General features: G+C 64.2%; 25 protein-coding genes. 12 read left to right on the forward strand and 13 right to left on the reverse strand.

Going from position 1 to position 26,115, the window contains the following annotated elements:
- Positions 1–78: 78 nt before the first annotated feature.
- On the forward strand, positions 79–1,950 hold the full coding sequence (locus D1227_RS11060; protein WP_119404718.1) for a DUF885 domain-containing protein: 1,872 nt from the start codon (positions 79–81) through the stop codon (positions 1,948–1,950).
- Here the strand turns inward: D1227_RS11060 and D1227_RS11065 are convergent.
- A complete protein-coding gene (locus tag D1227_RS11065) occupies positions 1,947–2,294 on the reverse strand; it encodes a hypothetical protein (protein WP_147372661.1) in 348 nt (115 codons plus the stop codon). The two genes, D1227_RS11060 and D1227_RS11065, sit on opposite strands and share 4 nt — an antisense overlap.
- A 350-nt stretch (positions 2,295–2,644) precedes the next feature.
- On the opposite strand from D1227_RS11065, the gene nadA reads away from it, so the two are divergent.
- From nadA to D1227_RS11095, 6 genes are all read left to right on the forward strand, one after another.
- Entirely contained in the window at positions 2,645–3,796 is a 1,152-nt protein-coding gene (nadA, locus tag D1227_RS11070) for a quinolinate synthase NadA (protein ID WP_119404720.1), read from the forward strand.
- Positions 3,797–3,885: 89 nt separating this feature from the next.
- Positions 3,886–4,341 carry a hypothetical protein gene (locus D1227_RS11075; RefSeq protein ID WP_119404721.1) on the forward strand — a complete coding sequence of 152 codons (456 nt, stop codon included), beginning with the start codon at positions 3,886–3,888 and terminating at the stop codon, positions 4,339–4,341.
- On the forward strand, positions 4,338–4,793 hold the full coding sequence (locus D1227_RS11080) for a hypothetical protein (RefSeq protein WP_119404722.1): 456 nt from the start codon (positions 4,338–4,340) through the stop codon (positions 4,791–4,793). Before D1227_RS11075 ends, D1227_RS11080 begins: the two co-directional genes overlap by 4 nt.
- Positions 4,794–4,814: 21 nt before the next feature.
- Complete coding sequence (locus tag D1227_RS11085) at positions 4,815–6,362, forward strand: L-aspartate oxidase (protein ID WP_119404723.1); 1,548 nt, start codon at positions 4,815–4,817, stop codon at positions 6,360–6,362.
- Positions 6,359–7,210, forward strand: coding sequence for a carboxylating nicotinate-nucleotide diphosphorylase (gene nadC, locus D1227_RS11090; protein ID WP_119404724.1), 852 nt, complete (start codon positions 6,359–6,361; stop codon positions 7,208–7,210). Before D1227_RS11085 ends, nadC begins: the two co-directional genes overlap by 4 nt.
- A 42-nt stretch (positions 7,211–7,252) precedes the next feature.
- Positions 7,253–8,083 carry an SDR family oxidoreductase gene (locus D1227_RS11095; protein WP_233352889.1) on the forward strand — a complete coding sequence of 277 codons (831 nt, stop codon included), beginning with the start codon at positions 7,253–7,255 and terminating at the stop codon, positions 8,081–8,083.
- An 18-nt stretch (positions 8,084–8,101) separates the two neighbouring features.
- On the opposite strand, the gene D1227_RS11100 is transcribed toward D1227_RS11095, so the two are convergent.
- The 11 genes from D1227_RS11100 to D1227_RS11145 all read right to left on the reverse strand — a co-directional run bounded on the left by D1227_RS11100 (position 8,102) and on the right by D1227_RS11145 (position 18,591).
- The gene (locus D1227_RS11100; RefSeq protein WP_119404726.1) at positions 8,102–8,764 is read right to left on the reverse strand and encodes an O-methyltransferase; all 663 of its coding nucleotides are present in this window, start codon (positions 8,762–8,764) and stop codon (positions 8,102–8,104) included.
- 9 nt (positions 8,765–8,773) lie between these two features.
- A complete protein-coding gene (locus D1227_RS11105) occupies positions 8,774–9,772 on the reverse strand; it encodes a cell wall hydrolase (RefSeq protein WP_119375036.1) in 999 nt (332 codons plus the stop codon).
- 362 nt (positions 9,773–10,134) lie between these two features.
- A complete protein-coding gene (gene ppdK / locus D1227_RS11110) occupies positions 10,135–12,828 on the reverse strand; it encodes a pyruvate, phosphate dikinase (RefSeq protein WP_119404727.1) in 2,694 nt (897 codons plus the stop codon).
- Positions 12,829–13,227 (reverse strand): helix-turn-helix domain-containing protein, encoded by a 399-nt coding sequence (locus tag D1227_RS11115; protein ID WP_119375034.1) that lies wholly within the window; start codon positions 13,225–13,227, stop codon positions 12,829–12,831.
- Between the two features lie 19 nt (positions 13,228–13,246).
- Positions 13,247–15,451, reverse strand: coding sequence for a glycine--tRNA ligase subunit beta (gene glyS / locus D1227_RS11120; protein WP_119404728.1), 2,205 nt, complete (start codon positions 15,449–15,451; stop codon positions 13,247–13,249).
- A gap of 50 nt (positions 15,452–15,501) precedes the next feature.
- Positions 15,502–15,966: a hypothetical protein gene (locus D1227_RS11125; RefSeq protein ID WP_119404729.1), complete on the reverse strand. Its 465-nt coding sequence runs from the start codon at positions 15,964–15,966 to the stop codon at positions 15,502–15,504.
- A 3-nt stretch (positions 15,967–15,969) separates the two neighbouring features.
- Positions 15,970–16,428: a hypothetical protein gene (locus tag D1227_RS11130; protein WP_119375031.1), complete on the reverse strand. Its 459-nt coding sequence runs from the start codon at positions 16,426–16,428 to the stop codon at positions 15,970–15,972.
- Complete coding sequence (locus tag D1227_RS11135) at positions 16,425–17,324, reverse strand: glycine--tRNA ligase subunit alpha (protein WP_119375030.1); 900 nt, start codon at positions 17,322–17,324, stop codon at positions 16,425–16,427. The genes D1227_RS11130 and D1227_RS11135 overlap by 4 nt, the downstream gene beginning before the upstream one ends.
- 95 nt (positions 17,325–17,419) lie before the next feature.
- Positions 17,420–17,563: a hypothetical protein gene (locus D1227_RS19930; RefSeq protein WP_158586629.1), complete on the reverse strand. Its 144-nt coding sequence runs from the start codon at positions 17,561–17,563 to the stop codon at positions 17,420–17,422.
- Positions 17,564–17,648: 85 nt separating this feature from the next.
- Entirely contained in the window at positions 17,649–18,389 is a 741-nt protein-coding gene (locus D1227_RS11140) for a tRNA1(Val) (adenine(37)-N6)-methyltransferase (protein ID WP_119404730.1), read from the reverse strand.
- Positions 18,382–18,591: a putative signal transducing protein gene (locus D1227_RS11145; protein ID WP_119375028.1), complete on the reverse strand. Its 210-nt coding sequence runs from the start codon at positions 18,589–18,591 to the stop codon at positions 18,382–18,384. Before D1227_RS11145 ends, D1227_RS11140 begins: the two co-directional genes overlap by 8 nt.
- Before the next feature lie 101 nt (positions 18,592–18,692).
- Between D1227_RS11145 and D1227_RS11150 the strand changes: the two genes are divergently transcribed.
- The 5 genes from D1227_RS11150 (at position 18,693) to D1227_RS11170 (ending at position 25,564) form a co-directional block, all read left to right on the forward strand.
- Positions 18,693–19,706 carry a polyprenyl synthetase family protein gene (locus tag D1227_RS11150; RefSeq protein WP_119375027.1) on the forward strand — a complete coding sequence of 338 codons (1,014 nt, stop codon included), beginning with the start codon at positions 18,693–18,695 and terminating at the stop codon, positions 19,704–19,706.
- Positions 19,707–19,836: 130 nt separating this feature from the next.
- Positions 19,837–21,786, forward strand: a complete 1,950-nt coding sequence (locus tag D1227_RS11155) for a tetratricopeptide repeat protein (RefSeq protein ID WP_119404731.1) — start codon at positions 19,837–19,839, stop codon at positions 21,784–21,786.
- Between the two features lie 126 nt (positions 21,787–21,912).
- Positions 21,913–23,661, forward strand: a complete 1,749-nt coding sequence (locus tag D1227_RS11160; protein WP_119404732.1) for a tetratricopeptide repeat protein — start codon at positions 21,913–21,915, stop codon at positions 23,659–23,661.
- A complete protein-coding gene (locus D1227_RS11165) occupies positions 23,661–24,530 on the forward strand; it encodes a 4-(cytidine 5'-diphospho)-2-C-methyl-D-erythritol kinase (RefSeq protein WP_119404733.1) in 870 nt (289 codons plus the stop codon). The genes D1227_RS11160 and D1227_RS11165 overlap by 1 nt, the downstream gene beginning before the upstream one ends.
- Positions 24,530–25,564 carry a glycosyltransferase family 4 protein gene (locus tag D1227_RS11170; protein WP_119404734.1) on the forward strand — a complete coding sequence of 345 codons (1,035 nt, stop codon included), beginning with the start codon at positions 24,530–24,532 and terminating at the stop codon, positions 25,562–25,564. Before D1227_RS11165 ends, D1227_RS11170 begins: the two co-directional genes overlap by 1 nt.
- Here D1227_RS11170 and D1227_RS11175 read toward each other — a convergent pair.
- Entirely contained in the window at positions 25,481–26,104 is a 624-nt protein-coding gene (locus D1227_RS11175; protein ID WP_119404735.1) for a hypothetical protein, read from the reverse strand. The genes D1227_RS11170 and D1227_RS11175 overlap by 84 nt on opposite strands.
- Positions 26,105–26,115 lie beyond the last annotated feature (11 nt).

Consider the following 26,115-nt stretch of genomic DNA (forward strand, 5'->3'; position numbering starts at 1 on the left):
AAGCCATGGAGCGACAACCGGCCAACAGCCCATAAACTGCGACTGTGAAGAAGGTGTCATGAAAGAAGACACGCCCGCATGAGAGAATTCATGAAGTCGATCGCGCAATCACTTGTAACAACTGGTCTTTTTTCGGTCGCCCTCCTGACGGCGTGCGCACCGGCCGTAAACGAGGATGGCATCGCCCGCCGCACGGTCCAGGAGATCAACCGCGCCTTCCGCGACACGGCCAATACCGAATTCGCCCTCTCGCCGGAAACCGCGACCCGCCTCGGCATGGAAGAGGCGCGGCTGGGGTTCAGTTTCCAGGACCGGCTCGACGACCGCTCGCAGGCGCGCTTCGAGCGCACACGGCTTTTGCGGCTCGAACTCCTCTCGCGGCTCGGCGCCCTGCCCGCCATTCCCGGCGACAGCACGCTTGCCCGCCACCTGGAAATCGTCAGGGACGAATATGAGGAACTCACCGCGCTCGAATCCTATGGCTATGGGCGCTACGAGCCGGGTATGGCGCGCCCCTATGCTGTCGATCAGCTGACGGGCGCCTGGGTGGATGTGCCCGACCTGCTTTTGTCCAGTCAGCCGCTCGCCACGCATGCCGACGCCGAAGCCTATCTCGACCGGCTGGCTGCCCTGCCCGGCGCGCTGGATGATGAGCGCCGGCGGCTGCTGTCGGACGCGGCCAATGGCGTCGTCCCGCCCGGCTTCGTGCTCGACCTGCTGGAATCGCGCCTGCGCCAGTTTGCCTCCCAGCCCGTGGACGCCCACCCGCTGCTGCAGACCTTCGGCAATGTCGTGGCCACCCTGCCCCAGCGTGACGAGCGGTCCGCCAATGACTACCGGGCCGCAGCGGCCCGAATCCTGATCCAGGACGTGATCCCGGCCTATGAGGCGTTCGCTGGCGATGTCGCCGCCCTCAAGGCCGAAGCGTCCCAGTCGCCGGGTGTCTGGCGGCTGCCGGGCGGTGAAGCCTATTACCGCGACGTCCTCGCCTATTATACCGAACCGGATCCGGATCCCGACTTCCTGTACCGGGAGGGGCTGTCGGCCGTCGAGGCGGTCACCGCTGAACTGGATATCGCCCTCGCCGCCATCGGCCTCGAAGACGGAAGCGTAGCCGAGCGGCTGCAGCTGCTGGCCGCGTCGCCGGGCCAGGTCCACCCCGCCACACCGGAAGGCCGCGCCGCCGTGCTCGCAAGGCTCGAGGCCAGCCTTTCCGATGCCCGGGTCCTGCTGCCAGACATGGTGAAACTTCCGCCGGATGCGCCATTGGTCATCACGCGCATGCCCGCCTTCCGCGAGGCGGCCTTCTCCGGCGCGAGCTATGTGCCGGCCACCGCCAATGGCTCGAGCCCAGGTCTTGTGCAGGTCAATCTGGAGGACATGGATGCCTGGCCGGACTTCTCCCTGCCGACGCTGATCGTGCATGAAGGCGTGCCGGGCCACCATGTCGAAAGCGCACTCGTCGCGACAGCCGGGCGCATTCCACTCCTACGGCAGATGATCTGGGACAGCGCATTCGGCGAAGGCTGGGCCGTCTATGCCGAGGACCTGGCCGACACGCATGGCATGTACGCGACTGACCCGCTCGGCCGGATCGGCTATCTCCAGTCGATCCTGTTCCGGGCCGCACGTCTTGTCGTCGATACCGGTATCCATTCGCGCAAGTGGAGCAAGGACCAGGCGGTCGACTACCTTGTCAGCACCACCGGCCTGCCGCGGGCGGCGATGGAGCAGGAAGTCGCCCGCTATGCCGTCTGGCCGGGCCAGGCTGCGTCCTACTTCTATGGCCGCCAGCGGCTGCTCGACATGCGTGAGCGGGCCGAAGCGGTGCTGGGCGGACGGTTCGACCCGGCCGCTTTCAATGCGGTGGTCCTCGATGGTGGCCCACGCCCGCTCGACATGGTCGAAGCGGACGTGGAAGCCTGGTATGGCGAGCTGCTTAAGCGCTAGGCCGCCATCTGGATGGGTGCGGGCTGAGCGCCGGGAAAAACTGGCAAAACCGGACTCAGACCCGCTTCGAGATCGGCCAAAACAGCACGGCGCGTCTCGAAATCCTTTTCATCGTGCACGAAGATCGCGCTCGCTCCGTAGCGGGTAGCATCGAGCTGCGCCCAGACCGGCTGGACATCGTGCAGGCGCCCCGTCATCTCGACCATGCGGATGATCCGCCAGCCATAGGTGTCCGGGGCGGCGAACAGGGCAACACCCGACCGGCGTGCCCAGTCGCTGTCTACGTCCATCTGCGTGAAGACGCGCGTGCGGCCAGAGCGACCGCGAAAACTGACCTTCGTCATGATGTTCTCCTTCCGTTCCTTGACGCCTTCATATTCCCCCTTTGTTCTCATGGCGAGTCATTTTTGGTAAACGAAATCTTAATTTTGAAACAAGGCTCTGACTCTATTTGGAATCTTTTTTGACGCGCCCGGAACAGAGCCGCGCAAGGCCCTGCCGATGACGCGGTTTGTCACAATTCCGACACCGGCCTTGCCAAACCCTGTGCGCAGGTATACATGGCTTTTGCTCACCCGGCCTATAAGGGTGAGGTGTCGCGTCGGATTCTCCTTTTCCAGCCGGGAAAGACTTGAATTCGGAGTTTTGCACACCCAAGTAATGCTCATATTGAGCAAAAGTGTGGAGGTACACTATGGCCAGACTGATTGATTCCGGACCGGGTTGCCCGACGCCGACCCCGTTGCGCGCCAAGAGCGCCGCCGAGGCCCGCGGGCTGGCCTATGATGATGCCGTGAAGGCTGAAACCGATGACCTCTACCCGCTGGTCTCCGATTTCGTGACCCCGATGGAGTGGCCGTCAATCGCGCCGCTCGTGGCCGAGATCAACCGCCTGAAGAAGGCGAAGAATGCGGTCATCCTGGCCCACAATTACATGACGCCGGACATCTTCCGGCTGGTTGGCGACTTTCGCGGCGACAGCCTGCAGCTTGCCCGCGAGGCCGCTGAGGTCGATGCCGACATTATCGTCCAGGCCGGCGTGCACTTCATGGCCGAGACGTCCAAGATCCTTGCGCCGGAAAAGACCGTACTGATCCCGAGCCTCGAAGCCGGCTGCTCGCTGGCCGCCTCGATCACGGGCGCCGATGTACGCCTGATCAAGCAGCGCTATCCGGACTATCCGGTCGTCACCTATGTGAACACGACCGCCGACGTGAAGGCCGAGTGCCACATCACCTGCACCAGCTCGAATGCCGCACAGGTCGTCGAGGCGATCGCGAAGGAATGGAACACCGACACGGTTATCCTCGTGCCGGACCAGTACCTTGCCAAGAACGTTGCCGCCCAGACCGACATCCGTATCATCACCTGGCCGGGCGCCTGCGAGGTGCACGAGCTGTTCAATGCCGACGACGTGCACCAGCTGCGCGAAGCGCATCCGGGCGTCGTCATCCTCGCCCACCCGGAATGCCCGCCAGACGTGCTCGAAGCGGCTGACTTTGCCGGCTCGACCTCGGCGCTCGCCAATTACGTGAAGGAAGAAAGCCCGAACAAGGTCGTCCTGCTGACCGAATGCTCGATGAGCGACAATGTCGCTGCCGAGAACCCCGGCGTGAACTTTGTGCGCCCGTGCAATCTCTGCCCGCACATGAAGCGCATCACGCTCGAGAACATTCTCGACTGCCTCACGGAGATGAAGCATGAGGTGGTGATCGAGGAAGATGTTCGCGTGCGGGCCAAGGCTGCAATCGATGCGATGCTGGCCCTGCCCAAGACGGACAAGCCCCTCGCTTTCCAGACCGGGCTGAAGCCGATGGAAATCGAAGTCTTTTCGGCGGCAGAATAACGCCTTGATCTTGCCGTGATGAAGCGGTCTTCTGGACTTTCAGGACAGAAGACCGTTTGTCCGCCAGCCCGTTTGCCGGAGGCCACAGGATGCGCCCAGCCCTTCTCGCCAGCCTAGCCCTGCTCCTGACCGCACTTGCGCCGGGGGCCCAGGCGACCGAAGGCAAGGATTCGGCTGACATTCTCGGCAACTGGACCTTCCAGACCAAGCCCTACCGGGACGGACAATGCGTCATGACCGGCACCATGCGGCTGACCCCATCGCCGGAATCCGGCCTCTATGAGTGCGAACTGACGGCCGTCGAGGTCTGCTCGATGTGGGGCCGCTCGGTCGTGCTGCAGCAATGCCAGGCCCGGCGCATCGACAACCAGCTGACCATCCGCTCCGAAATCGACCAGTTCCTGGAATCGAAGCTGGAGGGCCTCGTCTATGTGCCGGACAATTTCGCCCTCACAATCCAGAGCGCCAAGCGGATGTACGGGTCGCTAATTTCGGCGGCAACCGCCCCGGCCATCTTCGTGCGGGCCGAGGAAGGCATTTCGTGATTGCCCGCCCAGCCCTTGCCGCTTCGCTCCTTATGCTGACCGGGCTGGCATCGCCAGCCACGGCGCAATCCTCCGTTCCCCTTCCGCCCAATCTCGCCGGCCTGTGGTCGTTCGAGGCCGACCTGGAGGCGATCTGCAAGTTCAACGGGCATGCCCGGCTCATGCCAACCAGCGATCCGGCACGGTTCGACTGCGAGCTGACGGCCGAACAGGACTGCCCGGCCGCCGATGTCCATTATATCGTCCAGCAGAGCTGCTCGGTCGATATCGTGGACGGTGTCGCGACGGTCCGCTCGACCATCGAGACCTTTCTCGTCGGGGAACCGACCACCGGATACCTGCCGGACAATTTCCAGCTCGTGATCCATGACGAATCCCATCTTGAAGGTGTCCTGCTTGGCAGCGGCGCCTATCCGGCGGAGTGGCGCCGGGCGGAGGGGGCAATCTCCTGATGCTGGCGCGGGGCTGACACCATGGCTGACATGACCCGGATCAAATCTGCGCCGCCCGCAGATGATGAAGACATACTGATTGTCGGCGCGGGCCTGGCTGGCCTGTTCCTCGCGCTGAAACTGGCGCCGCGCCCGGTCACGGTGATCGCACCGGCTCCGCTGGGCGAGGCAGCATCCTCAGCCTGGGCGCAGGGCGGGCTCGCCGCCGCGCTTGATCCGCTGGACAGCCCGGAAACCCATGCCGCGGACACAGTCTCCGCAGGGGCCGGCCTGGTCGACCCGGTCATTGCCCGCCTCATCGCCGAGGAAGGCCCGGCCCGCGTGCTGGACCTGATTTCGCTCGGCGTGCCCTTCGACCGCACGCCCGAAGGCGCGCTTGCCCTGTCACTGGAGGCCGCGCACTCGCATCCCCGCGTCGCCCGTGTCGCCGGGGACCTGGCCGGCAAGGCGATCATGGGCGCGCTGACCGCCGCCGTGCAGGACGCCGGGCACATCAAGCTGAAATGGCCTTACCGCGCGGTCAGCCTGCTGCAGGACGCCAATGGCCGGGTTGCCGGCATCGTGACGCGCGACCCGAAGGGCAGGCTCGCGCCTCTGACTGCCCGCCAGACCATACTGTGCACGGGCGGGTCCGGCGGCCTGTTCCGGGTCACGACCAATCCGCCTCAGTCGCGCGGCGAAGCGCTGGCCATGGCCTACCAGGCCGGCGCGCTGATCGCCGATCCCGAATTTGTCCAGTTCCACCCGACCGCCATGGATGTGGGCCTCGACCCGGCTCCGCTTGCCACCGAAGCGCTGCGCGGCGAGGGCGCAATCCTGCGCAACGGCTCGGGCGAGCCTTTCATGGCGCGCTATCATGAGAAGGCCGAACTGGCCCCGCGGGACGAAGTGGCGCGCGCCATCCATTCGGAAATCAGCGCTGGCAACGGCGCCTTCCTCGACGCTACGGTCGCCGTCGGCAAGGACTTCCCGGCCCATTTCCCGACGGTCTTTGCGGCCTGCATGGCAGCTGGCATCGACCCGCGCCTGAAAGCCATACCGGTCGCCCCGGCCGCGCACTATCACATGGGTGGCGTGGTCGCCGATTTCTGGGGACGCTCGACCCTGGACGGGCTGTCCGTCTGCGGCGAGTGCGCGTCGACAGGCGCACACGGCGCCAACAGGCTGGCCTCCAATTCGTTGCTCGAAGCCGTCGTCTTTGCCGCGCGCATCGGGGAGAGGCTGCAAGGCTCCGGGCTCACCCAGCCCGGCCCCTCCGAGGGTAGCGTTGCCGCTGACCTGCCCGCCGACGAGCTGATGTCGCTGCGCGTGTCCATGGCGGAAAATTGCGGCGTCGTGCGCAATGCCGAGGGCCTGAAACGGCTGGCCGGAGAGATCGAGGACCTTGAAGCGGCCAACGGGCCGGCGCGCGCCCTGCTCACGGCCCGGCTGATGACCGAGGCAGCCCTGGCCCGCGAGGAAAGCCGCGGCGGACACTTCCGGTCCGATTTCCCCGAAAGCGCCGCAACGCCCCGGCGCACCTTTGTCAGCAAGCCCGTCAGCCGGGCCTACAGCGAGGCCGCCGAATGATTGCCCCACCGCCCCTGCCCGACCTTGTCCTCGAACCGATTGTGCGCCTCGCGCTGACCGAAGACCTCGGCCGCGCGGGCGACCTGACCACCGACGCCACCATCCTGCCGGGCACGAAGATCGAAGCCCGGATCCGCGCCCGCAAGCCCGGCCGGCTGGCCGGCATGGACGCGGCGGCCCTGGCCCTGAAGCTGGTCGACCCGTCCGTGAAGCTGAACCAGTCCCTGACCGATGGCAGCACGCTCGCGCCCGGCGACGTGATCGCGACCCTGTCCGGCGAGGCGCGCTCCATCCTGATTGCCGAACGCACCATGCTGAACTTTCTCGGCCGGCTCTCGGGCATCGCGACGCTGACGGCGACCTTTGTCGAGGCGGTGAAAGGCAGCGAGGCTGAGATCGTCTGCACCCGCAAGACCACGCCCGGCCACCGGGCCGTCGAAAAGCGCGCGGTGCGCTGCGGCGGCGGCACGTCCCATCGCTATGGCCTGGATGATGCGGTGCTGATCAAGGACAATCATATCGCCGCCTGCGGCTCGGTCGCTGAAGCCCTCAAGCGGGCGCATGCCTATGCCGGCCATCTGCGCATGATCGAGATCGAGGTCGACACGCTGGAACAGCTTGAAGAGGCCCTGCCGCACAAGCCGCATGCGGTCCTGCTGGACAATATGGACACAACGACGCTGCGCAAGGCGGTCGCCATGATTGACGGGGCCTGCAAGGCCGAAGCGTCGGGCGGTGTGACCCTCGACACCGTGGCCGCCATCGCCGAAACCGGGGTCGACTATATCTCCGTCGGCGCGCTCACTCACTCAGCGTCAAACCTTGACGTCGGTCTCGACCTGCCCTGAACCTGTTTGCCGAAAGTCATGCTGCATGGCAAAAGGCGGCAAATGGGAGGAGCAGGAATCGACATGGGAAAGTGTAGCGGACGGAAGAGCATCTTCATTACGGGTGCCGCGTCGGGCATCGGCAAGGCGACCGCGAAGCTCTTCGCCGACCGCAGCTGGTTCGTCGGTCTTTACGACGTGAACGAGGCCGGCCTCGCCGAGGTCGAGCAGGAGATCGGCGCCGAAAACTGCATCAAGGCCAAGCTGGACGTGCGCTCGCGCGAGGACTGGAAAGCGGCAGTCGATGCCTTCGGCCAGGAAACCGATGGGCGCATGACGGTGCTGTTCAACAATGCCGGTGTCGGGCGCCATGGCTGGTTCGAGGATATTTCCGGCGAGGACAATGACTGGGTCGTCGACGTCAATGTGAAGGGCGTCATCAATGGCGTCGAAGCCGCCCTGCCCCTGCTGAAGCAGACGCCGGGCGCGCGCATCGTCAATACGGCCTCGACCGCCGGGGTTGTCGGATCCCCGAAGCTGGCGGTCTATTCCGCGACGAAGTTCGCGGTGCGCGGCCTGACCGAGGCCCTCGATGTCGAATTCTCAAATCTCGGCATTCGCGTCACCTCGCTGATGCCCTGGTTCATCGACACGCCCATCCTCGACATGGGCAAGGCCGACGGTGCGAACGAGAAGATGTCCGACATGATCCGGGAGTCGGGCCAGGACGTCTATCCGGTTGAAATCGCCGCCGAGAAAGCCTGGGACGCGGCCCACGGCAACGAAACCCATTACATGGCCGGCAAGATGGCCGAGCGGACACGCTTCATCCAGCGTTTCATGCCGGGCATGCTGAAGAAGCAGCTGGTGAAAAATCTCGGGCCGCGGGAGTAAGGCCGAAGCTGCCTGCCCCTAATCCTTCACGCGCGCAATGGCGAGGCCGTCATGGCCCTTGATGCCGACCTGCTGCAGCACGATCGCCTCGAGCTGCGGATGGCCCGCCAGTGCCTGGTTGAAGGCGGCCGCGCCGATCGCGTTCGGATCAACCTTGGACGGCTCCAGCACCGCGCCTTCGCGCACGACATTGTCGGCCACGATCAGCCCGCCCGGGCGGACCAGCCGGATCGCCTGCTTGAGATAAGCCGGATAGCCATCCTTGTTGGCGTCCAGGAAGACCATGTCGAAGTCGCCTGTCAGCGTGCTCATCACATCGAGGCCCTTGCCCTCAATCACGCGGCAGGATGAGTCCAGCCCGGCATCGGCCAGGGTTTCGCGGGCGACGGCAACGTGGTCGGGATCGAGCTCAACACTGATCAGCTCACCACCTTCAGGCAGCGCGCGACCAAGCCAGACCGTGGAGTAGCCGCCGAGCGTGCCAACTTCGAGGATACGTTTCGCGCCGATCAGCTTGGCCAGCAGGTAGACCAGCTTGCCCTGGCCCGGCGAAAGCTGGATCTCCGGCAGGCCTGCGGCCTTCGTGCGTTCGATCGCACGGCTCAGCACACCGTCTTCGACGGCGAACAAGCTGTTGATATAGGTATCGACGTCTTCGAATAGCCGTCCGTCGTCCGCCATGAAGACCTCTTACGGTGCCGGGCTCAGCACGCTCAGCGAGCGGGCATTGAGATCGTCCGTGGTTTCAGGCGTGTCGATCGTCACGATGGTCGATTTCGAATTGCTGCCGCCACCGGATGCATCGCGCTGGATACGGGCGCGCTGGGCCGCCTTGGCGCTCGCCCATTCGGCGCCGCGCGGGAAGCGGTAGAAGATGTGCGTGCCAATCCGCGAGGTCTGAATCAGGCCGGCATTCCAGACCGGGTTCACATAGGTCGCGTGATAGTGCGTCGCGCCGCCCGTGCGCGGCTCTTCAAGATCGAGCATGACATGCGCGGCAATCGATTGCGCCTTGTCCCAGCGCCAGCCGCGCGGGGCCCGGTCGAGCGCACCGTCGCAGGTGAAGGTAAACTGGCAGCCCGTGGTGCGGGTGGCACCCTGGTAGACGACCTCGCAGGCCGTGTTCGGATAACGGTGGTCGCGCACGCGGTTCATGATGACTTCGGCGACGGCCAGCTGGCCGGACGTCGATTCGCTGCGTGCTTCGTAATAGACCGCCTCGGCAAGGCAACGCGTCTGACGGCTGAGATCCTCGGCGCGGGCCAGGTGGACCGGATCGAAGCTCTTCATGCCGGCCAGCACGGCGGCATCGCGCTCGAGCCCGGCATAGCGGCTGAGTGCCCCGTCGGGGTCGCGCTCGAGCGAGTATTCGACATTGCGCAGCCACTCATGCTGCATGAGGCTTGGTGCCTTGGGATCTGCCCGGACAGCCTCGCCGGCATCCTGTATTTCGGCGAAACGCTGCGTCTGCGCGCGCGCTTCAGCCTCGGCCTGCTTTTGGATGTTGAAGGACGAAATGGTCGGCAGGGCAACGACGAGTCCTGCCGCGCACACGGATGCAAGCCCGGCGCGAGCAACGTATGCACCTTGCTCCTTGCCCGGTTTTGCTAGCCACCAACGCGCAATTCTGCCGCGAAGGGACCTGTCCGCGAAAATTCGCGACCCCTGTGTGGTCTTCTTCAGTGACATCACCTGCCCCTTAATTTCCACCAGTGTTGTTTCACAGCAAGCATGAACCGGGCCATGTGACCCCGTTCACCTGCCGTTCAAGCCCTGGCGTTGATCAGACTGGATAGTGAACAAGACCGCCACATAGCAACGAAAAGCGGTCTTTGAAGACTTACATTTCTGTGAGCACCCAATCTGTTAACCTGAACGCTTTTGCAGCGCAGCATTTTCTCTTTCCAAAAAATACAGCAGATTCAGGCTTAGATTGGGTTAAGATGGCGCCGGATTTGTTTCGGCAACAAAATACACTGTTGCCGGAAAGCAACGCCCAAAACGCACGTTCGAGCGGGGTGACTTGTCCACCCCGCTCTATTTTAGCGTGATCATTTCTCGTCTTCTGCCAGCGCTGCGTGCGCCGCAGCAAGCCGTGCAATCGGCACCCGATAGGGCGAGCATGAGACATAATCGAGTCCCAGCCTGTGACAGAAAGCCACCGAGGCCGGGTCACCGCCATGCTCGCCGCAGATGCCGAGCTTGATGCCCGGCTTCGTCTTGCGGCCGCGCTCGGCGGCGATCTTCACCAGTTCGCCGACGCCGACCTGGTCGAGCGTGACAAACGGGTCCTTCTCGTAGATGCCCTGCTCCTCATAGGCCTTGAGGAAGCGCGCGGCGTCATCGCGTGAGATGCCGAGCGTGGTCTGCGTCAGGTCGTTGGTCCCGAAGGAGAAGAAGGCGGCCGTTTCGGCGATGACACCGGCCTGCAGCGCGGCGCGCGGCAGCTCGATCATCGTGCCGACCATGTATTCCAGCGTCGTGCCGGTCTCCTGGAAGACGGCCTTGGCGGTCGCATCGACCTTCTCTTTCAGGATGTCGAGCTCCTTTCGGGTCGCCACCAGCGGGATCATCACTTCCGGGATCGGGCTGTAGCCGGTCTCCTTGGCGACCTGTACGGCTGCCTCGAAGATGGCACGCGCCTGCATCTCGTAGATTTCCGGATAGGTGATGCCGAGCCGGCAGCCGCGGTGACCAAGCATCGGGTTGCTTTCGTGCAGCTCGTCAGCCTGGCGCTTCAGCGCCTCGACACTGACGCCGGCCGATTGGGCAACCTCAGCCATTTCCTCTTCGGAATGCGGCAGGAACTCGTGCAGCGGCGGGTCGAGCAGGCGGATCGTGCAGGGCCGGTCTTCCATGATGCGGAAGATCTCGGCGAAGTCGCCGCGCTGCATCGGCAGCAGCTTGGCGAGCGCCGCCTCACGGCCCTTCTTGTCCCCGGCGAGGATCATCGAGCGTACGACCGGGATGCGGTCGGACTCGAAGAACATGTGCTCGGTGCGGCAGAGGCCGATGCCTTCGGCGCCGAAATTCTTGGCGGTATCGACGTCATGCGGCGTCTCGGCATTGGTGCGGACCTTGAGCTTGCGGACCTTGTCGGCCCAGGCCATCAGCTTGCCGAAGTCGCCCGAGAGATCCGGCTTGACCATCTCCACGGCGCCGGCGAGCACTTCGCCCTCGGCGCCGTCGATCGTGACGACATCGCCCTTCTTGAACTCGCGTCCACCCGCGCGGAACGTCCCGGCTGCCGGATCGATCATCAGGCCGCCAGCGCCGCAGACACAGGGCCGGCCCATGCCGCGCGCAACAACAGCGGCGTGCGAGGTCATGCCGCCGCGAGCGGTCACAATGGCGCGGGCCGCGTGCATGCCGTGAATGTCCTCAGGCGAGGTCTCGACGCGCATCAGGATGACGTCCTCGCCCTTTTCAGCAAGCGATGCGGCTTCGTCGGAATCGAAGACCACCTTGCCGACGGCGGCGCCGGGGCTGGCCGGCAGGCCCTTGACGATGAGGTCACGCGTTGCATCCGGCGCAATGGTCGGGTGGAGCAGCTGGTCGAGCTGGCCCGGCATCAGGCGCAGGACGGCTTCTTCCTCGCTGATGAGGCCCTCTTCGGCCATGTCGACAGCGATCTTCAGCGCAGCCGCGGCGGTGCGTTTGCCGTTGCGGGTCTGCAGCATGTAGAGCTTGTTGTCCTCGACCGTGAACTCGATGTCCTGCATGTCGCGATAGTGGCTCTCGAGCTTGTTCGCGACGGCCACCAGCTCCTCATAGACTTTCGGCATCGCGTCTTCGAGCGGGGCTTCATCGGAGCCGATCGCCTCGGCGCGTGAATGCGAGATCGGCGCTGGCGTACGGATACCGGCCACGACATCCTCGCCCTGCGCATTGATCAGGAACTCGCCATAGAAGACCTTCTCGCCGGTCGACGGATCGCGCGTGAAGGCAACGCCCGTGGCCGAGGTGTCGCCCATGTTGCCGAACACCATGGACTGGACGTTCACCGCCGTGCCCCATTCGGCCGGGATGTCGTTCAGCTTGCGGTACAGGATGGCGCGGTCGTTCATCCATGAGCCGAACACCGCACCGATGGCGCCCCAGAGCTGCTCGCGCGGATCGTCCGGGAACGGCCGGCCGAGCTGTTTCTGAACCGCGGCCTTGTACTGGACGATGATTTCCTTCCAGTCCTCAGCCGTCATCTCGGTATCGAGCTGGTAGTCCTGGCGCTCCTTGTAGTCGTCCAGGATGTGCTCGAACGTGTCATGCTTCAGGCCGAGCACGACATTGCAGTACATCTGGATGAAGCGGCGATAGGAATCATAGGCAAAGCGCTCACCGGCCTTGGCAGCGAGGCCCTTCACGGTGACCTCCGACAGGCCGAGATTGAGGACGGTGTCCATCATGCCCGGCATGGAGGCCCGCGCGCCCGAGCGCACCGACACCAGCAGCGGGTTGTCGGCATCGCCAAAGACCTTGCCGGTTTCCTTCTCGACGGCGGCCAGCGCATCGTTCACCTGCTCGGTGAGATCGCTCGGATAGGTCTCGCCATTCTCGTAATACGCCGTGCAGACGGCGGTGGTGATGGTGAAGCCCGGAGGAACCGGCAGGCCCAGCCGGGCCATCTCGGCGAGGTTCGCGCCCTTGCCGCCGAGCAGGTTCTTCATGGTGGTGTTGCCATCAGCCGTACCGCCACCGAAGGAATAGACCCACTGTTCCTTGGTGAGTGTCTCCGCCGTGTCAGCCATTTATGCGTTCTCCAAACTCTTATGTGTCCGTTCCAGGCGTTCCGCCAGTTCGGCACCCTTCTGCGTGAGGCGATAGCGCCCCGGCTCGAAGGACACCAGCAAATTCAGTTTTGGCAGCCGCACGCCCAGCGCCTCCAGGTCGTCCAGGCTTGCAGGATTTACGCCAAATTGCCCGGCGATTTCCCGGTCGAGGTGACGGTCCCGGACGGCCTTCAGCGTGAAGGGGCTTGTCCCGAAGCGGCGGTACAGATCGGTCACGAAAGCGCAGTCACGGTCAGAGGCCGCCGAGGGCGTCTCGCCATGTGCTTCAAAGATTTCCAGTGCCCGCTTCGAAGGCATGTTCAACAAGCTCCAGATCCAAAGCCCTAAAAGGCCGGCCAGGAGCAGAATGATCAGCATTCGAAGCGCTCCCGGTAAATTATGCCGCCAGCTTCGAGAAGTCGGCGACGCGGTGCAAAGCGTCACGAATACTCGTGAGAATCAAGAGGCGGTTTTGCCTCAACTCGGCGCTTTCCGCGTTGACCGTTACAGCATCAAAGAAAGCATCAACAGGGGCCCGGAGTGATGATAACGCTCCCATGGCTTTTTCGAAGTCTTCGCCGGCCAATGCTGCCTCCGCGCTGGTCACTGATTCGGTAATGGCTGCGGCGAGGGATCGTTCCTCGTCCTGCTCGAAAAGGGCCGGATCGGGGGTGCCTTCAAAGGCCCTGCCGTCCTTCTTCTCCTCGGCCTTGAGGATGTTGGCGGCGCGCTTGTAACCGGCCAGCAGGTTCGCCCCGTCATCGGTCTCAAGGAACGCCCCGAGCGCCTCAACGCGCTTGACGATCAGGACGAGATCATCCTGATTTTCGAGTGCGAAGACGGCGTCGATCAGGTCGTAGCGCGCCCCCGCATCGCGGAGGTATTGCTTCAGACGGTCGGCGAAGAAGGCAAGGAGGTCCTCAGCCTTTTTGTCGGCCAAACCAAATAGTTGGTGAAGCGCACCTCTTTGCGTAGCCGCGAATTCGCGCCTTAAGTCAGCGACCGACGTCTCGGGTGACGCGCTCGCTATAGCGTGTTCGATTTGCTCAGCCGAGATATCCACTGCATTCGGTTGGCGAAGAAGCATATCTGCAATGCCATCGGCTAGATACTGCGTCTGATCTATTCGAACCCCGTTCTCCAGAATTATCCGCACGACGCCCAGCGCGGCGCGGCGGAGCGCGAATGGGTCTTTCGAGCCGGTCGGTTTCTCGTCGATGGCCCAGAAGCCGACCAGCGTGTCGAGCTTGTCGGCCAGCGCCACGGCGATGCTCACCGGCTCTGACGGGACCTGGTCGGACGGGCCGACGGGCTTGTAATGTTCGGCAATGGCGGTGGCGACAGCCTCATCCTCGCCCTGCTCGCGGGCATAATAGCCGCCCATCACGCCCTGCAGCTCGGGGAATTCGCCGACCATTCCGGAGACGAGATCGGCCTTGGCGAGGCGGGCGGCGCGTTCGGCCAGATCCGGATCGGCGCCGACCTTGGGCGCCAGATCGCGCGCCAGCGCAGCGATCCGCTCAACCTTGTCGGCCACCGTGCCGAGTTCCTTCTTGAAGTCGATGGTCTTCAGCTTCTCGGCCATGGTCGCCAGCGGCGTCTTGCGGTCATTGTCCCAGAAGAAGCGCGCATCATCGAGCCGGGCCGACAGGACGCGGCTATTGCCCTCGGCAATCGCCTTGCCGCCATCGGTCGCGTCTATGTTCGCCACCACGACGAAGTGCGGCGCGAGATCGCCGGTCTTCGGGTCGCGCACGGCGAAGTATTTCTGGTGGGTGCGCATGGAGAGCTGGATGACCTCGCCCGGCAGGGAGAGGAAATCAGGGTCCATGTCGCCGAGGATGACGACCGGCCATTCGGCGAGGCCGGTCACCTCTTCCAGCAGGCCCTTGTCCTCGACCAGCTCGAGCCCGCGTTCATGACAGATCACATGCGCCTTCTCATCGATGAGAAGGCGCCGGTCCTCGCGCGAGAGAATGACCGAGCCCTTGCTTTCGAGCAGCGTCTTGTACTCGTCGAAGGAGGATACTTTGAACGGACCGCGCCCATGCACGCGGTGGCCTTCGGTCTCATTGCCGGATGTCAGGCCGTCGATCTCGAAATCGACCACCTTGCCATCGAAGATGCAGAGCACGCGCTGCAGCGGGCGTACCCAGCGCAGCTCGCCGCGGCCCCAGCGCATCGACTTCGGCCAGTGGAAGCTGCGCACGATGTCCGGCACCATTTCGGCGATGATGTCCGGCAGCGGACGCCCCGGCACCTCGCGGACAGCGACGTAGAAATCGCCCTTCTTCGGGTCGCTGCGCACCTCGGCCTCATCGATGGAATTGAGCCCCGCCCCGCGCAGGAAACCCTCGACCGCCTTCTCCGGCGCGCCGACCTTCGGGCCCTTGCGCTCTTCCTTCACATCAGCCGATTTGGCCGGCAGCCCCTCGACACAGACGGTCAGGCGGCGCGGGCCGGAGAGAGCCGTGATCCGCTCGAAGGCCACGCCAGCCTCGGACAGGCCGCTTTCGACGGCAGCCTTCAGGTCAGCCTCGGCCTTCGCCTGCATGCGGGCGGGTATCTCTTCGGAAAAGAGTTCGAGTAGCAGTTCAGCCATGAAGTCGTTTCAAGTCCCGTGCTTGGTGTCTGGATGGCGGCGCGACGCGTTCAGACGCCGCAATCACCCTTCACCGCAATTTGTTCTGTCTGGACAGGCTCGACGATCGCCATCGTGCCTTCATAGTCGGTATATTCCTGGCCGGACCCGGTTTCGCGAAGCTGCAGCTCGACGGCGATATCGCCATCCTCGGAGCGGTAGCGCCAGGTTTCCAGGCCGCTTTCGCCGGCAGTGCGGCTTTCCTCATTGAAGCGCATGTCCTCGCCATTGATGCGGATCGTGGCCGGCTGCGGATCGCCCATCACATCGGTGATGAAGACGAACTTCCAGGTCTCCTGATCATCATAGACGAATTCGTGATCGGCTTTCATGAGATTGCAGTAGGTGTTCGAGTGCGGCACATGCATCTCTTCGATGACCAGCGCCGCGGTCTCTGGCGCTTCGTCCGCCGCCTGACCGCCAGAACAGGCCACCAGACTGATGGCGCACAGTGCGCCCGCGACTTGCTTGAACATGGTTCAGTCCTCCGCCTGGCACTCGCCATAGAATTTCACGGCCTCGCCCTCAACCGGGTAAATCACGCGCACGGAGCCGGTATATTCGGTGGCCGTCGGCCGCTCCTGCTCGGTCAGCAGGATGACTTCCAGCTCAATACTGTCGTCGTCGGTGACATAGCGGCGGGTTTCCAGCCCCGCGCCGAAGCCGGCCTCTATCTCGGTCAGCTCGCGTACCGTGCCGTCCAGCTTGGCATAGCCATGATAGACACTGTCGCCGATGCTGGTGACGAAGACGTAGGGGATCTCCTCGCCGCTCGTCTCGGCGTTTTCGGCGGTGAAGGTGCAGAACGGGTCCTCGACCGGGTTCACCATGTCGGTCGCGATGACCGGGGCGGCAGGCGCGGTCTCGGGCGGCGTCGCCGGCCCCTCACCGCAGGCGGCGAGCATCAGCGCAACCGGGAGGAACGCCGCCAGCCTCATGCCGCGCGCTCCTCTTCCTGTTTCGCCCAGAGTTCCGCCGCGCCCCGGGCAAGGTCTCGCACCCGGCCGATAAAGGCCTGGCGCTCGGTCGGGGAGATCGCCCCGCGCGCATCGATCAGGTTGAAGACGTGGGAGGCCTTCAGCGCGAAGTCGTAAGCAGGAAGCGGCTTGCCCGCCTCGCGCAGCGCCGTGGACTGCTTCTCGCAGCCGGTAAACCAGCTCTGCAGCATTTCGACATCGGCCAGCTCGAAATTGAAGGCCGACTGCTCACGCTCATTCTGCAGGAAGACGTCGCCATAGGAGAGCGGGGTCTCCGAGGCCGGGTCGTTGAAAGGCAGGTTGTAGACATTGTCGACGCCGAAGACATACATGGCGAGGCGTTCGAGGCCGTAGGTCAGCTCCCCGGAAACCGGGAAGACGTCGAGCCCGCCAACCTGCTGGAAATAGGTGTACTGACTGACTTCCATGCCGTCGCACCAGACTTCCCAGCCAAGCCCCCAGGCGCCGACGGTCGGGTTCTCCCAGTCATCCTCGACAAAGCGGATATCGTGGACGGACGGGTCGATGCCGATCTCGTAGAGCGAGTTGAGATAGAGGTCCTGGAGATTGGCCGGGTTCGGCTTCAGGATGACCTGGTACTGGTAGTAATGGCCGAGCCGGTTGGGGTTTTCGCCATAGCGCGCATCGGCGGGGCGGCGCGAGGGTTGGACATAGGCGGCGCGCCAGTCCTTCGGCCCGAGGGCCCGCAGCACGGTTGCCGGATGCAGCGTCCCGGCGCCGACTTCCATGTCATAGGGCTGCAGGATGGCACAGCCCTGCGCGGCCCAATAGGCCTGGAGCCGCAGGATAAGGTCCTGGAAGGAAGCGGGTTTTTCGCGGGCAGTCGGTGCAGTCATGGGGCGCCTGAGTCGGTGGCCAGATAGAAAGGTTTCCGGCCTACTCCCAGACGGCAGGTTTCGCAACTGCAGGGTGCCGAGAGCCCGCCGCGCGATCAGTCGCAGGCGTGATCGTGATCGGCGCTGTCGAAGCGGCTCTTGTTGAACACCACGGCGTAGAATTTCGGATGCGCCAGCACACCGGCAGCCAGTCCGGCAATCCCGCCGGAGATCATCAGCATGGTGAAATAGACCTGCATGAATTCACTTTAACACGGAAAGCGGCAATTGTTGGACAACGCACCGACCTCAAAGAGATGGGCCATATCCCAATCAACGGGATTCTCACCAATCCAGCGCGCCACCGGAGCGAGAAATCTCTTCCATAAGCGCTGTGCGCGGGCCGCCTTTTGACTCATAGATGTCGATCCCGGCGAGCAGCCGCATCGGGCCGGACCGCAGACCCTTGCGCGCCTTAACGATGACCCGCTTGGCATCGGCCCCCGGCCAGGAGCGCACCGGCATCACGGTGATCTCACCGGTGCGCCGCTCGATCGCCGCGAGGATGCGGGCCAGTTCTGAGGCGCGGTGGATCATCACGAAGCGGCCCTTTGGCTTCAGCGTGAACAGCATCGCGCCAATCCAGTCCTTGAGCGGGACCGACTCCAGATAGGCGCGCGCGCGGCCTTCGCCGGGCGCTGTGATCTTGCCCGCCTCGAAGAAGGGCGGGTTGGAAAAAGCGAGATCGAAGCGGTTCTCCCAGTCGCGCGGGATTTGGGCGATGTCCTGCTGGAGCAGCTGCACCCGCTCTCCAAAGCCGTTTTCGGCCAGCCCTCTGCGTGCCAGATCGAGCATCAGGGGATCGGCCTCAAGCCCTGTAAAATTGGCTTTTTTCAACCGCCATGCTGCGGGAAACAGCGCGCCCCCTGCCCCGCAGCCGAACTCGCAGGCCTCGCCGGTCTGCTCAGCATCCAGCGCAGCGGCGAGCAGGACGCTGTCAGTCCCTGCGCGAAACCCCTTCTTCGGCTGGAACACGGTGACATGGCCGCCAAGGAAGGCATCGGCCGTCACATCCGGTTCAGCCATCCTGGTCAAGCTCGCTCAGTTCGCTGCGGGCCCGCTCGGCATCATCGGGGTGAACGACCACACGGATCGGCACCATCGGCCCTCGCCCGTCGATATAGGCGGTATGCTCATCGAGCACGTAGCAGGCGATCCCCGCCTCCGCCATCAAGTGGCGGATATAGCTGAGCTTGACGGGATCATTTGTGCGAAACACTTCTTCCATAACTCTTATTCCGCTATATGCGGCCCTTGATCGCAGCCATGTTATTGCAACTTCATGCTAATCATAGCTACTGCCCTGAGCCTTAGAGTACAGGACCCCTCGTGACCATTACTGCCACAGCGCGCAATTCCGGCAATATCAAGTCTGTCATCGACAGGCTCCAGTCGCTCCTTGAATCCGATCTTGAAGGCGTCGAGACGCTGCTGCGCCAGCGCGCCAAGAGCCCGGTCGACATCATTCCGGACCTGTCGGGTTATATTGTGTCAGCGGGCGGCAAGCGCTTGCGGCCAATGCTGACCCTGGCAGCCGCCCAGGCTGTCGGCGGCGCCAACCCTTCGACCCACGCCCTCGCAGCGGCGGTCGAGTTCATCCATACCGCCACCCTCCTGCATGATGACGTCGTCGATGAGAGCGACCTCAGGCGCGGCAAGCCCGCCGCAAAGTCTGTCTGGGGCAATTCAGCCTCCATCCTGGTCGGCGACTTCCTGTTCGCGCGGGCCTTTACGCTTATGGTCGAAACCGGTTCGCTGGAAATTCTCGACATCCTGTCGAATGCGTCCTCGGTGATTGCCGAGGGCGAGGTTCGCCAGCTCGCCGCCCAGGGCAAGCTGGACCTGCCGACAGAAGATTATCTCGCCATCATTGAAGCCAAGACCGCTGCACTGTTCGAAGCGGCCGCGCGGGCCGGCGCCCTGTCTGGTGGCAGCGAGGACCATGCCCCGGCGCTGGCGACCTATGGCAAGAATCTCGGCCTCGCTTTCCAGATTGTCGACGATGTCCTCGATTATGGCGGTGCCACCTCCATTATCGGCAAGGCGGTCGGCGACGACTTCCGGGAAGGCAAGGTCACACTGCCCGTGATCATTGCGCGGCGCCGCGGCCAGACCGAGGACCATGCCTTCTGGGAGCGGGCCCTGAATGTCGAGACACAGACCGACAATGACCTTGCCCGGGCCATCCATCTCATTCGCACGACCGGCGCAGCTGAAGCGACAATTGCCGAAGCCGAAGCCTATGCGGGCCTCGCGAAATCGGCGCTCAAGACCCTTCCTGAAAGCCAGTGGCGGGACGTGCTGAGCGACCTCGCCGACTTCTGCGTCAAGCGGGCCTACTGAGCCTGCTGCTTCGCCATATGCCAATCACAGTTCCGGTCAGACTCATGCCACATCTCTGGTATCAGCTGGCCGGGACTGGACAGGCCCGCCCTGCCCCGGCACAGTTTTTTGACCGGCCACGAGGACATTCATGAGACAGCTTCTGACGTCTGCGATCGCGCTTACTTCTCTTTGCATTGCGGGCTGTGCGAACCCGGCTGGCGGCAGCAGTCTTTCAGCCTCCGAACAGCAGGCGCTGGATGCGCGCAAGCAGGAAGTCCTCGGTGCCCTGTCAGCCTATAGCGGCGTCTACGACGTGTCGGACGCGGCCATGAAGACGGCGGTGCTCGACGAGGATGGCCGGCCGGTCGGCCTGCTGGCCTACGACTCGCCGGTCGATGCCGTGAAGGCGGGCGACATGGCGGCTTTCATCGCCTCGATCAGGACGAATAACCAACGCGAGGGCGCGCCGACCCCGTTTGCCTCGATCGTGTTGTCGATCGACAAGGCTGCCGGCCACGATCCCGCCGCCGCGCTCGAAACCCTGCAGCCGGCGCTCGAAAGCGAAGAGATGGCGGCCATGGCCGGCTTCCTGGAGGCCTGGTACCTCGCCCAGAGCGGTGACTTCGACGCTGCCGTCGATGCCCACAGGACAGTCGGCTCGCGCCTGCCCGGCCTGACCGGCGACCTGTCCCTCGCTGCCCTGCTCGATGTTGCCGGACGCGAGGAAGAAGCCCTCGCCGTCTATTCCGCGATCACGCCGACGAAGATCCAGGCACCGGAACACGAGTTCGATCCGCAGAACCTGCTCTACAGCCATGTGAAACTGGTCATCGCCCGCCAGGCGCTGCTGCTGCGCCGGCTTGGCCGGCTCGACGAGGCCAAGGCGCTGTATGAACGGCTGGCCGAGGCCGAGCCGGAAGAGACCGCTTCCTATGCCGCGGCGATCAACCAGCTCGAAACCGGCCGCGGCCTTGAGACCGAAGCGCTTGATGTGGACGGTGCGTTTGCGCGCTCAATGAGCGACTATTCCCTGTCGCTCGCCTATCAGCGGCTGATCCGTTCGGCGCTGGCCGGGGAGCGCATTCGCGGCTTTGACGATACGAAATCGGCATTTGACCAGCTCGCCCTCCTCATCGATCCGGGCAATGACGGGCTGCGGCTCGGCGTGGTCGGCGACCTTTACGATGAAACCCTGTTCGAAGCGGCCGCCCATGTCGCGCGCGCAGCCCCTGAAATGACGGCCGGGCTGCAGCTTGCCGTCGCCCAGTCGCAGGTCCGTCTCGGCCATGACGACAAGGCCCGCGCCGCGCTCGACAAGGCGATTGACCTTGCCGAAGAGGATGAGGCGCTGGGGACCTATTCCACAGCGATGATGATCTACGCGCTACTGGACGATGAGCCAAAAGCCACCGAGATCGCCGAACTCATGCCTGACCTCGCCGAAACCGATGCCGAGAAGGCGAATGCGCATGGCTCAAGCTCAGCCATCTATTCGCAGTTCGGCCAGTTCGACCAGGCGCTCTACCATGCCCGCGAAGCCCGCCAGCTGGACGATACGCATGACCGCCGCATGGCGCTTGCGAATGCCTTGGCAGAAGCCGATGAGATTGACGAGGCGCTGCGCCTGATCCGCACCGAGGCGCTGGCCCGGCCGAACGATCCCTACATGCTCAACACGCTCGGCTATTTCCTCGTCGAGCATACCGACAAGTTCGAAGAGGCCTATCGCGTTCTGGCGCGCGCCAACTCGCTCGCCCCTTCGGATCCCTATATCGCCGACAGTTTCGGCTGGGCCCGCTACAAGCTCGGCGACCTTGAAGGGGCCAAGCGCTACATCGAACAGAGCCGCCGGGAACTCGCACCGAATACACATTGGGAAATCGAGGACCACCTCGGCGATATCTACTGGCACCTTGGCGACAAGGAAGCGGCCAAGGAAGCCTGGCGCCGGGCGCTGGGCGACTATCCGAGCGAGGACAAGCGCGCCAAGATCAAGGACAAGCTGGAAAATGGCATCGACGGTCCGCCACCTGAGAAGAAGCCGCTTCCGGACGTTTCTCTCGGCGACCAGGGTGAAGTCAGCCGCCAGGATATCTGAGGCGGAACTGGCCTGAAGATTGCGTTTTCTCAATCTTCAGGCACCACAATGCCTAAAGGGTCAGGGCGTTAGCCGGTGCCGAACCTGAACGGCAGATTTGCACTCGGCGGGAGTTTCGATCATCTAATGACTATGTTGCGTCTCGGGTCCGTCGCCTCCATTTCCCTGCTTTGTCTTGCCGGCTGTGCCACAGTCGCAGACAGCCGCGAGGAAACGCTGGCTGCGCGGCTGGCCGCCGCGCGTGCCGAAGCGGCCACAGCTGCAGCAGCTGACAATTACAGCCAGTTCCTGATTGCCCGCTACGCTTCCCTGATCAACGATCCGGTCGAGGCGGCCGAGAAGTACGCGCTTGTCGCGCGCGACCAGCCAGGCGACCTGTCGATCATCGACCGCGCGGTCTTTTCTGCCCTGCTCGCCGACGAGTTTGGCCTTGCCCGCTCCATCTCGGCGAAGGCCGGCGCGGGAACGCTGTCCAGCTCGGACCTGGCGCGCATGACGCTGGCTGCCGATGCGCTGGCCCGCAAGGACTATGGCTCCGTCCCGGTACAGCTCGTGGGCGACGAGCCGGCCGTCTTTAATGCACTGATCTTCACTGCCCTGCGCGCCTGGGCGCTGTTCGGCGAAGGCAAGCCGGGCGAAGCACAGATGGCGCTGCTCGATGCGTCCAGCGGCGACCCGTATCTCGACAGCCTGGTCCTCAACCTGCTCGCGCTGATGGAAGTGGCGAGCGGCGACGATGAATCCGCGCTCGACACGTTCTCGCGGATCGATGCCAATGGCACGCTGATCGCCGTGGCTGCCGACAGCTATGCCCGGCTGCTGTCGGCCAATGGTAAGAGCGAGAAGGCGCTGGGCGTGCTTGAGAATTTCCTGACGCATGCCGGCCCCAATCCGGTGGTCTCGAAACTCGCTGAGCGCATCCGGGCCGGTGAGACACTCAGCGTACAGCGCCTGGATGCGCGCCAGGGGGCCGCGCTGTCGGTCTATGTGCCTGCTGCAGCCCTGGCAGCGCAGTCGCAGACTGACCTGCCAGGTGTCTACTACGCCGTCGCCTTGCGCCTCGACCCCGACCTGCACGCGGCCCGCTCGCTCTGGGCCGACGCGCTGGATACGGCCGGGCGCAGCGGCGAGTCGATCCAGATGCTGGAGTCGATCCCGGTCAGCTCACCCTATTACACCAGCGCGCGCGGCCAGCTTGCCTGGGCCCTGCGGCGCGACGAGCAGAACGAGAAAGCCCTCGACCTGGTCTACCGCACCCTCGCCAACAACCCGGATCGCGACCTCAAGATCCAGATGGGCGACCTGCTGCGCTCGCTCGACCGCGACGGCGAGGCCGCACAGGTCTTTACCGAGATCATCGAGCAGGACACCCGGGAGAACCGCTCGGACTGGCGGCTTTACTATGCACGTGGCGCGCTGCGCGAAACGCTCGGTCTCTGGCCGCTGGCGGAAGCGGACCTGGAAAAGGCACTCGCGCTCAATCCGAATTCGGCTGAGGTGCTGAACTATCTCGGCTATAGCTGGGTCGACCGGGGCACCAATCTTGAAGCCGGTCTGGACATGATCCGCCGGGCCCTGACACTTCGCCCCGACAGCGGCGCGATCACGGACAGTCTCGGCTGGGCACATTACAAGCTGGGCGATATTGAAACCGCCATTGGATACCTCGAACGCGCAGTCGAACTCTCCCCCGGAGTAGCCGAAATCAACGACCATCTCGGCGACGCCTACTGGGCTGCAGGCCGCACGACCGAAGCGCGCTATCAGTGGCAGCGGGCAATCACCCTTGTCGAAAACCAGGACGAGATCGAGGACCTGCGGCGCAAGCTGCTCACCGGGCCGAAGCCTTATCCAGCGCAGGCTCAGCGTCCCTGATGCTGGCCCCGGCGAAGGTCAATCTGTTCCTGCATGTTGGCCCGGCAAAGGAGAATGGGCGCCACGACCTCGATTCGCTGGTCATGTTTGCCGGCCCTGAAGCCTCTGACCGTCTGGAAGCCCGCAAGGCCACCCAGCCAAGCCTCGACCTGCACGGCCAGTTCGCGACCTATGATCTGGCGACACCGGACAATCTCGTCGTACAGGCGCTTGCCGCCTGCCAGGCGCGCGGACTGCGCGTGCCGCCCATGGCGATGAGTCTGCACAAGGAGCTGCCAGTGGCTGCCGGTCTGGGCGGCGGCTCGGCCGATGCCGGAGCAATGCTGCGCATCCTGGTGAAACTCGGCACACTGACCCCACCGGTCGCGATGACCATCGCCGCGAGCCTCGGCGGCGATGTCCCGGCCGCTTTCCTCAGTCGCCCCTGCCTGATGCGTGGCGAGGGCGAGCAGGTCACGCCGGTGACGAACCTGCCGGACCTGCCAATCTTGCTGGTCAATCCGGGACTCGCCTGTCCGACCGGACCGGTCTTCCGCGCCTTCGATGCGGCGGGGCAGGCTGCTCCGCTCGAACTGGCCGAGTTGCCGGATTTCGAGGGCGTTGAGACGCTTGCCGCCTGGCTTGAAGCCGAGACCCGCAACGACCTTCAGGCACCCGCGATCTCGATCGTGCCGGAAATCGCCAATGTCCTCGGTGAGCTGGCCGGGCTGAAGGGCAGCTTGCTGGCCCGGCTGTCGGGCTCCGGTGCTACCTGTTTCGCGCTTTTTTCATCGCGGACGGATCTGCGGCACGCCAACGAAACGCTACGTATGCGCCATCCGCGCTGGTGGATCGCACCGACGCTGCTTGGCGGGAGCCAGGCCCACTGATGCCGTTCATCCTGTCCCTCTCCGGCGCGTTGATCGCCTCTCCTCTGGCTTTTGCGGCCTGCGCGCTGACCAAGCGGTCCGGCGTTGTGGACGCACCGGACGGCCAGCGCAAACAGCAGGCCGCACCGGTGCCACGCCTCGGCGGCATGGGAATCGTATTCGCTATCGCGATTGTCTTTGCCCTCGCAGCCGTCGGCTATGAATGGGTGCCCGGCATGGCTGAGAGCGACTGGCTGCCAGGCGACTTCGACTTCATCCTCGTCGCACTCGCCATCGCATCAATGCTCTGTCTGATCGGCGCCTGGGATGATGTTTTCGGCATGACCGCCAAGGTCAAGCTGGCCTTGGTCGGCTTGATCTGTATCGCAGCACCATTTCTGGGAAACGCCGTCCCGGCGCTCGACACGCCGTTCGGTTCTATCAGCCTGCCGGTCGTGACGCTGGCTGGCTCGGCGCTGTGGCTGATCGTCTTTACCAATGCGGCGAACTTCATGGATGGCAGCGACGGCCTGTCCATCGGCTCGCTGGGCATCATGTTTGCCGGGCTGGGCAGTGCGCAGGCGGTTGTCTTCGCTGAAGCCTTCCCGCCGGGCCTGGCCGTCATCATCGCGGCGATAGCCGGTTTCCTCGTGCACAATATGAAAGGCACGCTCTATGCGGGCGATTGCGGAGCGTTCGGCCTTGGCGGGCTGTTTGCGACGCTGGCACTGATCTCGGGCCTCTCCGTATGGACAGTCGCCACGCTCGCCCTGCCCTTCCTCGTGGATGTCCTGCTGACCCTGATCATGCGCGCCAAGCATGGCGATGCGTGGTTCGAGGCCCACACCGACCATGCCTACCAGGCCTTGCGGAAAGCCGGCTGGGGCCACTGGGACGTCGCCGTCGCGTGGTGGGGGCTGTCAGCGGCCTGCGCGGTCGGCGCCGTGATCGCCGCATCCGGCGGCGGCGCGCTACCCTTCGCGGTCTTCTGGAGCTTCGCCGTCGTCCTGGCCCTGCTCTGGCTGATCGTCCAGCGCCAGACCCGCGACAAGTAACCGGGCCGTCTCGACCGGCACCATGGCAGCCGACGCCCATGGCCGGTAGGACCAGGCCAGGCCACCGCCGAAGAGAACAAAGCCGCCCGCGAAAAGGAAGGCCATCAGCGCCCTGCTCTCGCGGACCCCGCCATTGGCGAGGATGATCCACACGATCAGACCGAAAACCAGTGCAAGGAGGCCAATCGCAAACATCGCGATGCGCACCGCGCCGCCGGCCCCGAACGCCACCTTCAGGTCGGGCTTTCGCGTTTCAAGGTCGGCCAGGATCGCCGCGGCGAGCGCAAGGAACTGGCTGTTGCTTTCATCGCCCGGCGGGAGGTTGCAGGAAATGCGCTCCTTGCGGTCTTCAAGCGTGAGGTCGAGCCACGAACTGTGCGTATGGCGGGCTGACAGCTGCGCGAACCGAACACCGGCGACATTGTCGAGGCTGCAGAACAGCTCGCCATTCCGGGTCAGGAAGCCGGCGTCCAGGGTCCAGTTGTCCCGGCCCCGCATAAGGGCCGGCTTGAACTCGAAACTCTGGACATCGTCAGCCAAAATGGCCCCCT

This window comes from Henriciella mobilis (assembly GCF_003576315.1).
Lineage (GTDB): Bacteria > Pseudomonadota > Alphaproteobacteria > Caulobacterales > Hyphomonadaceae > Henriciella > Henriciella mobilis.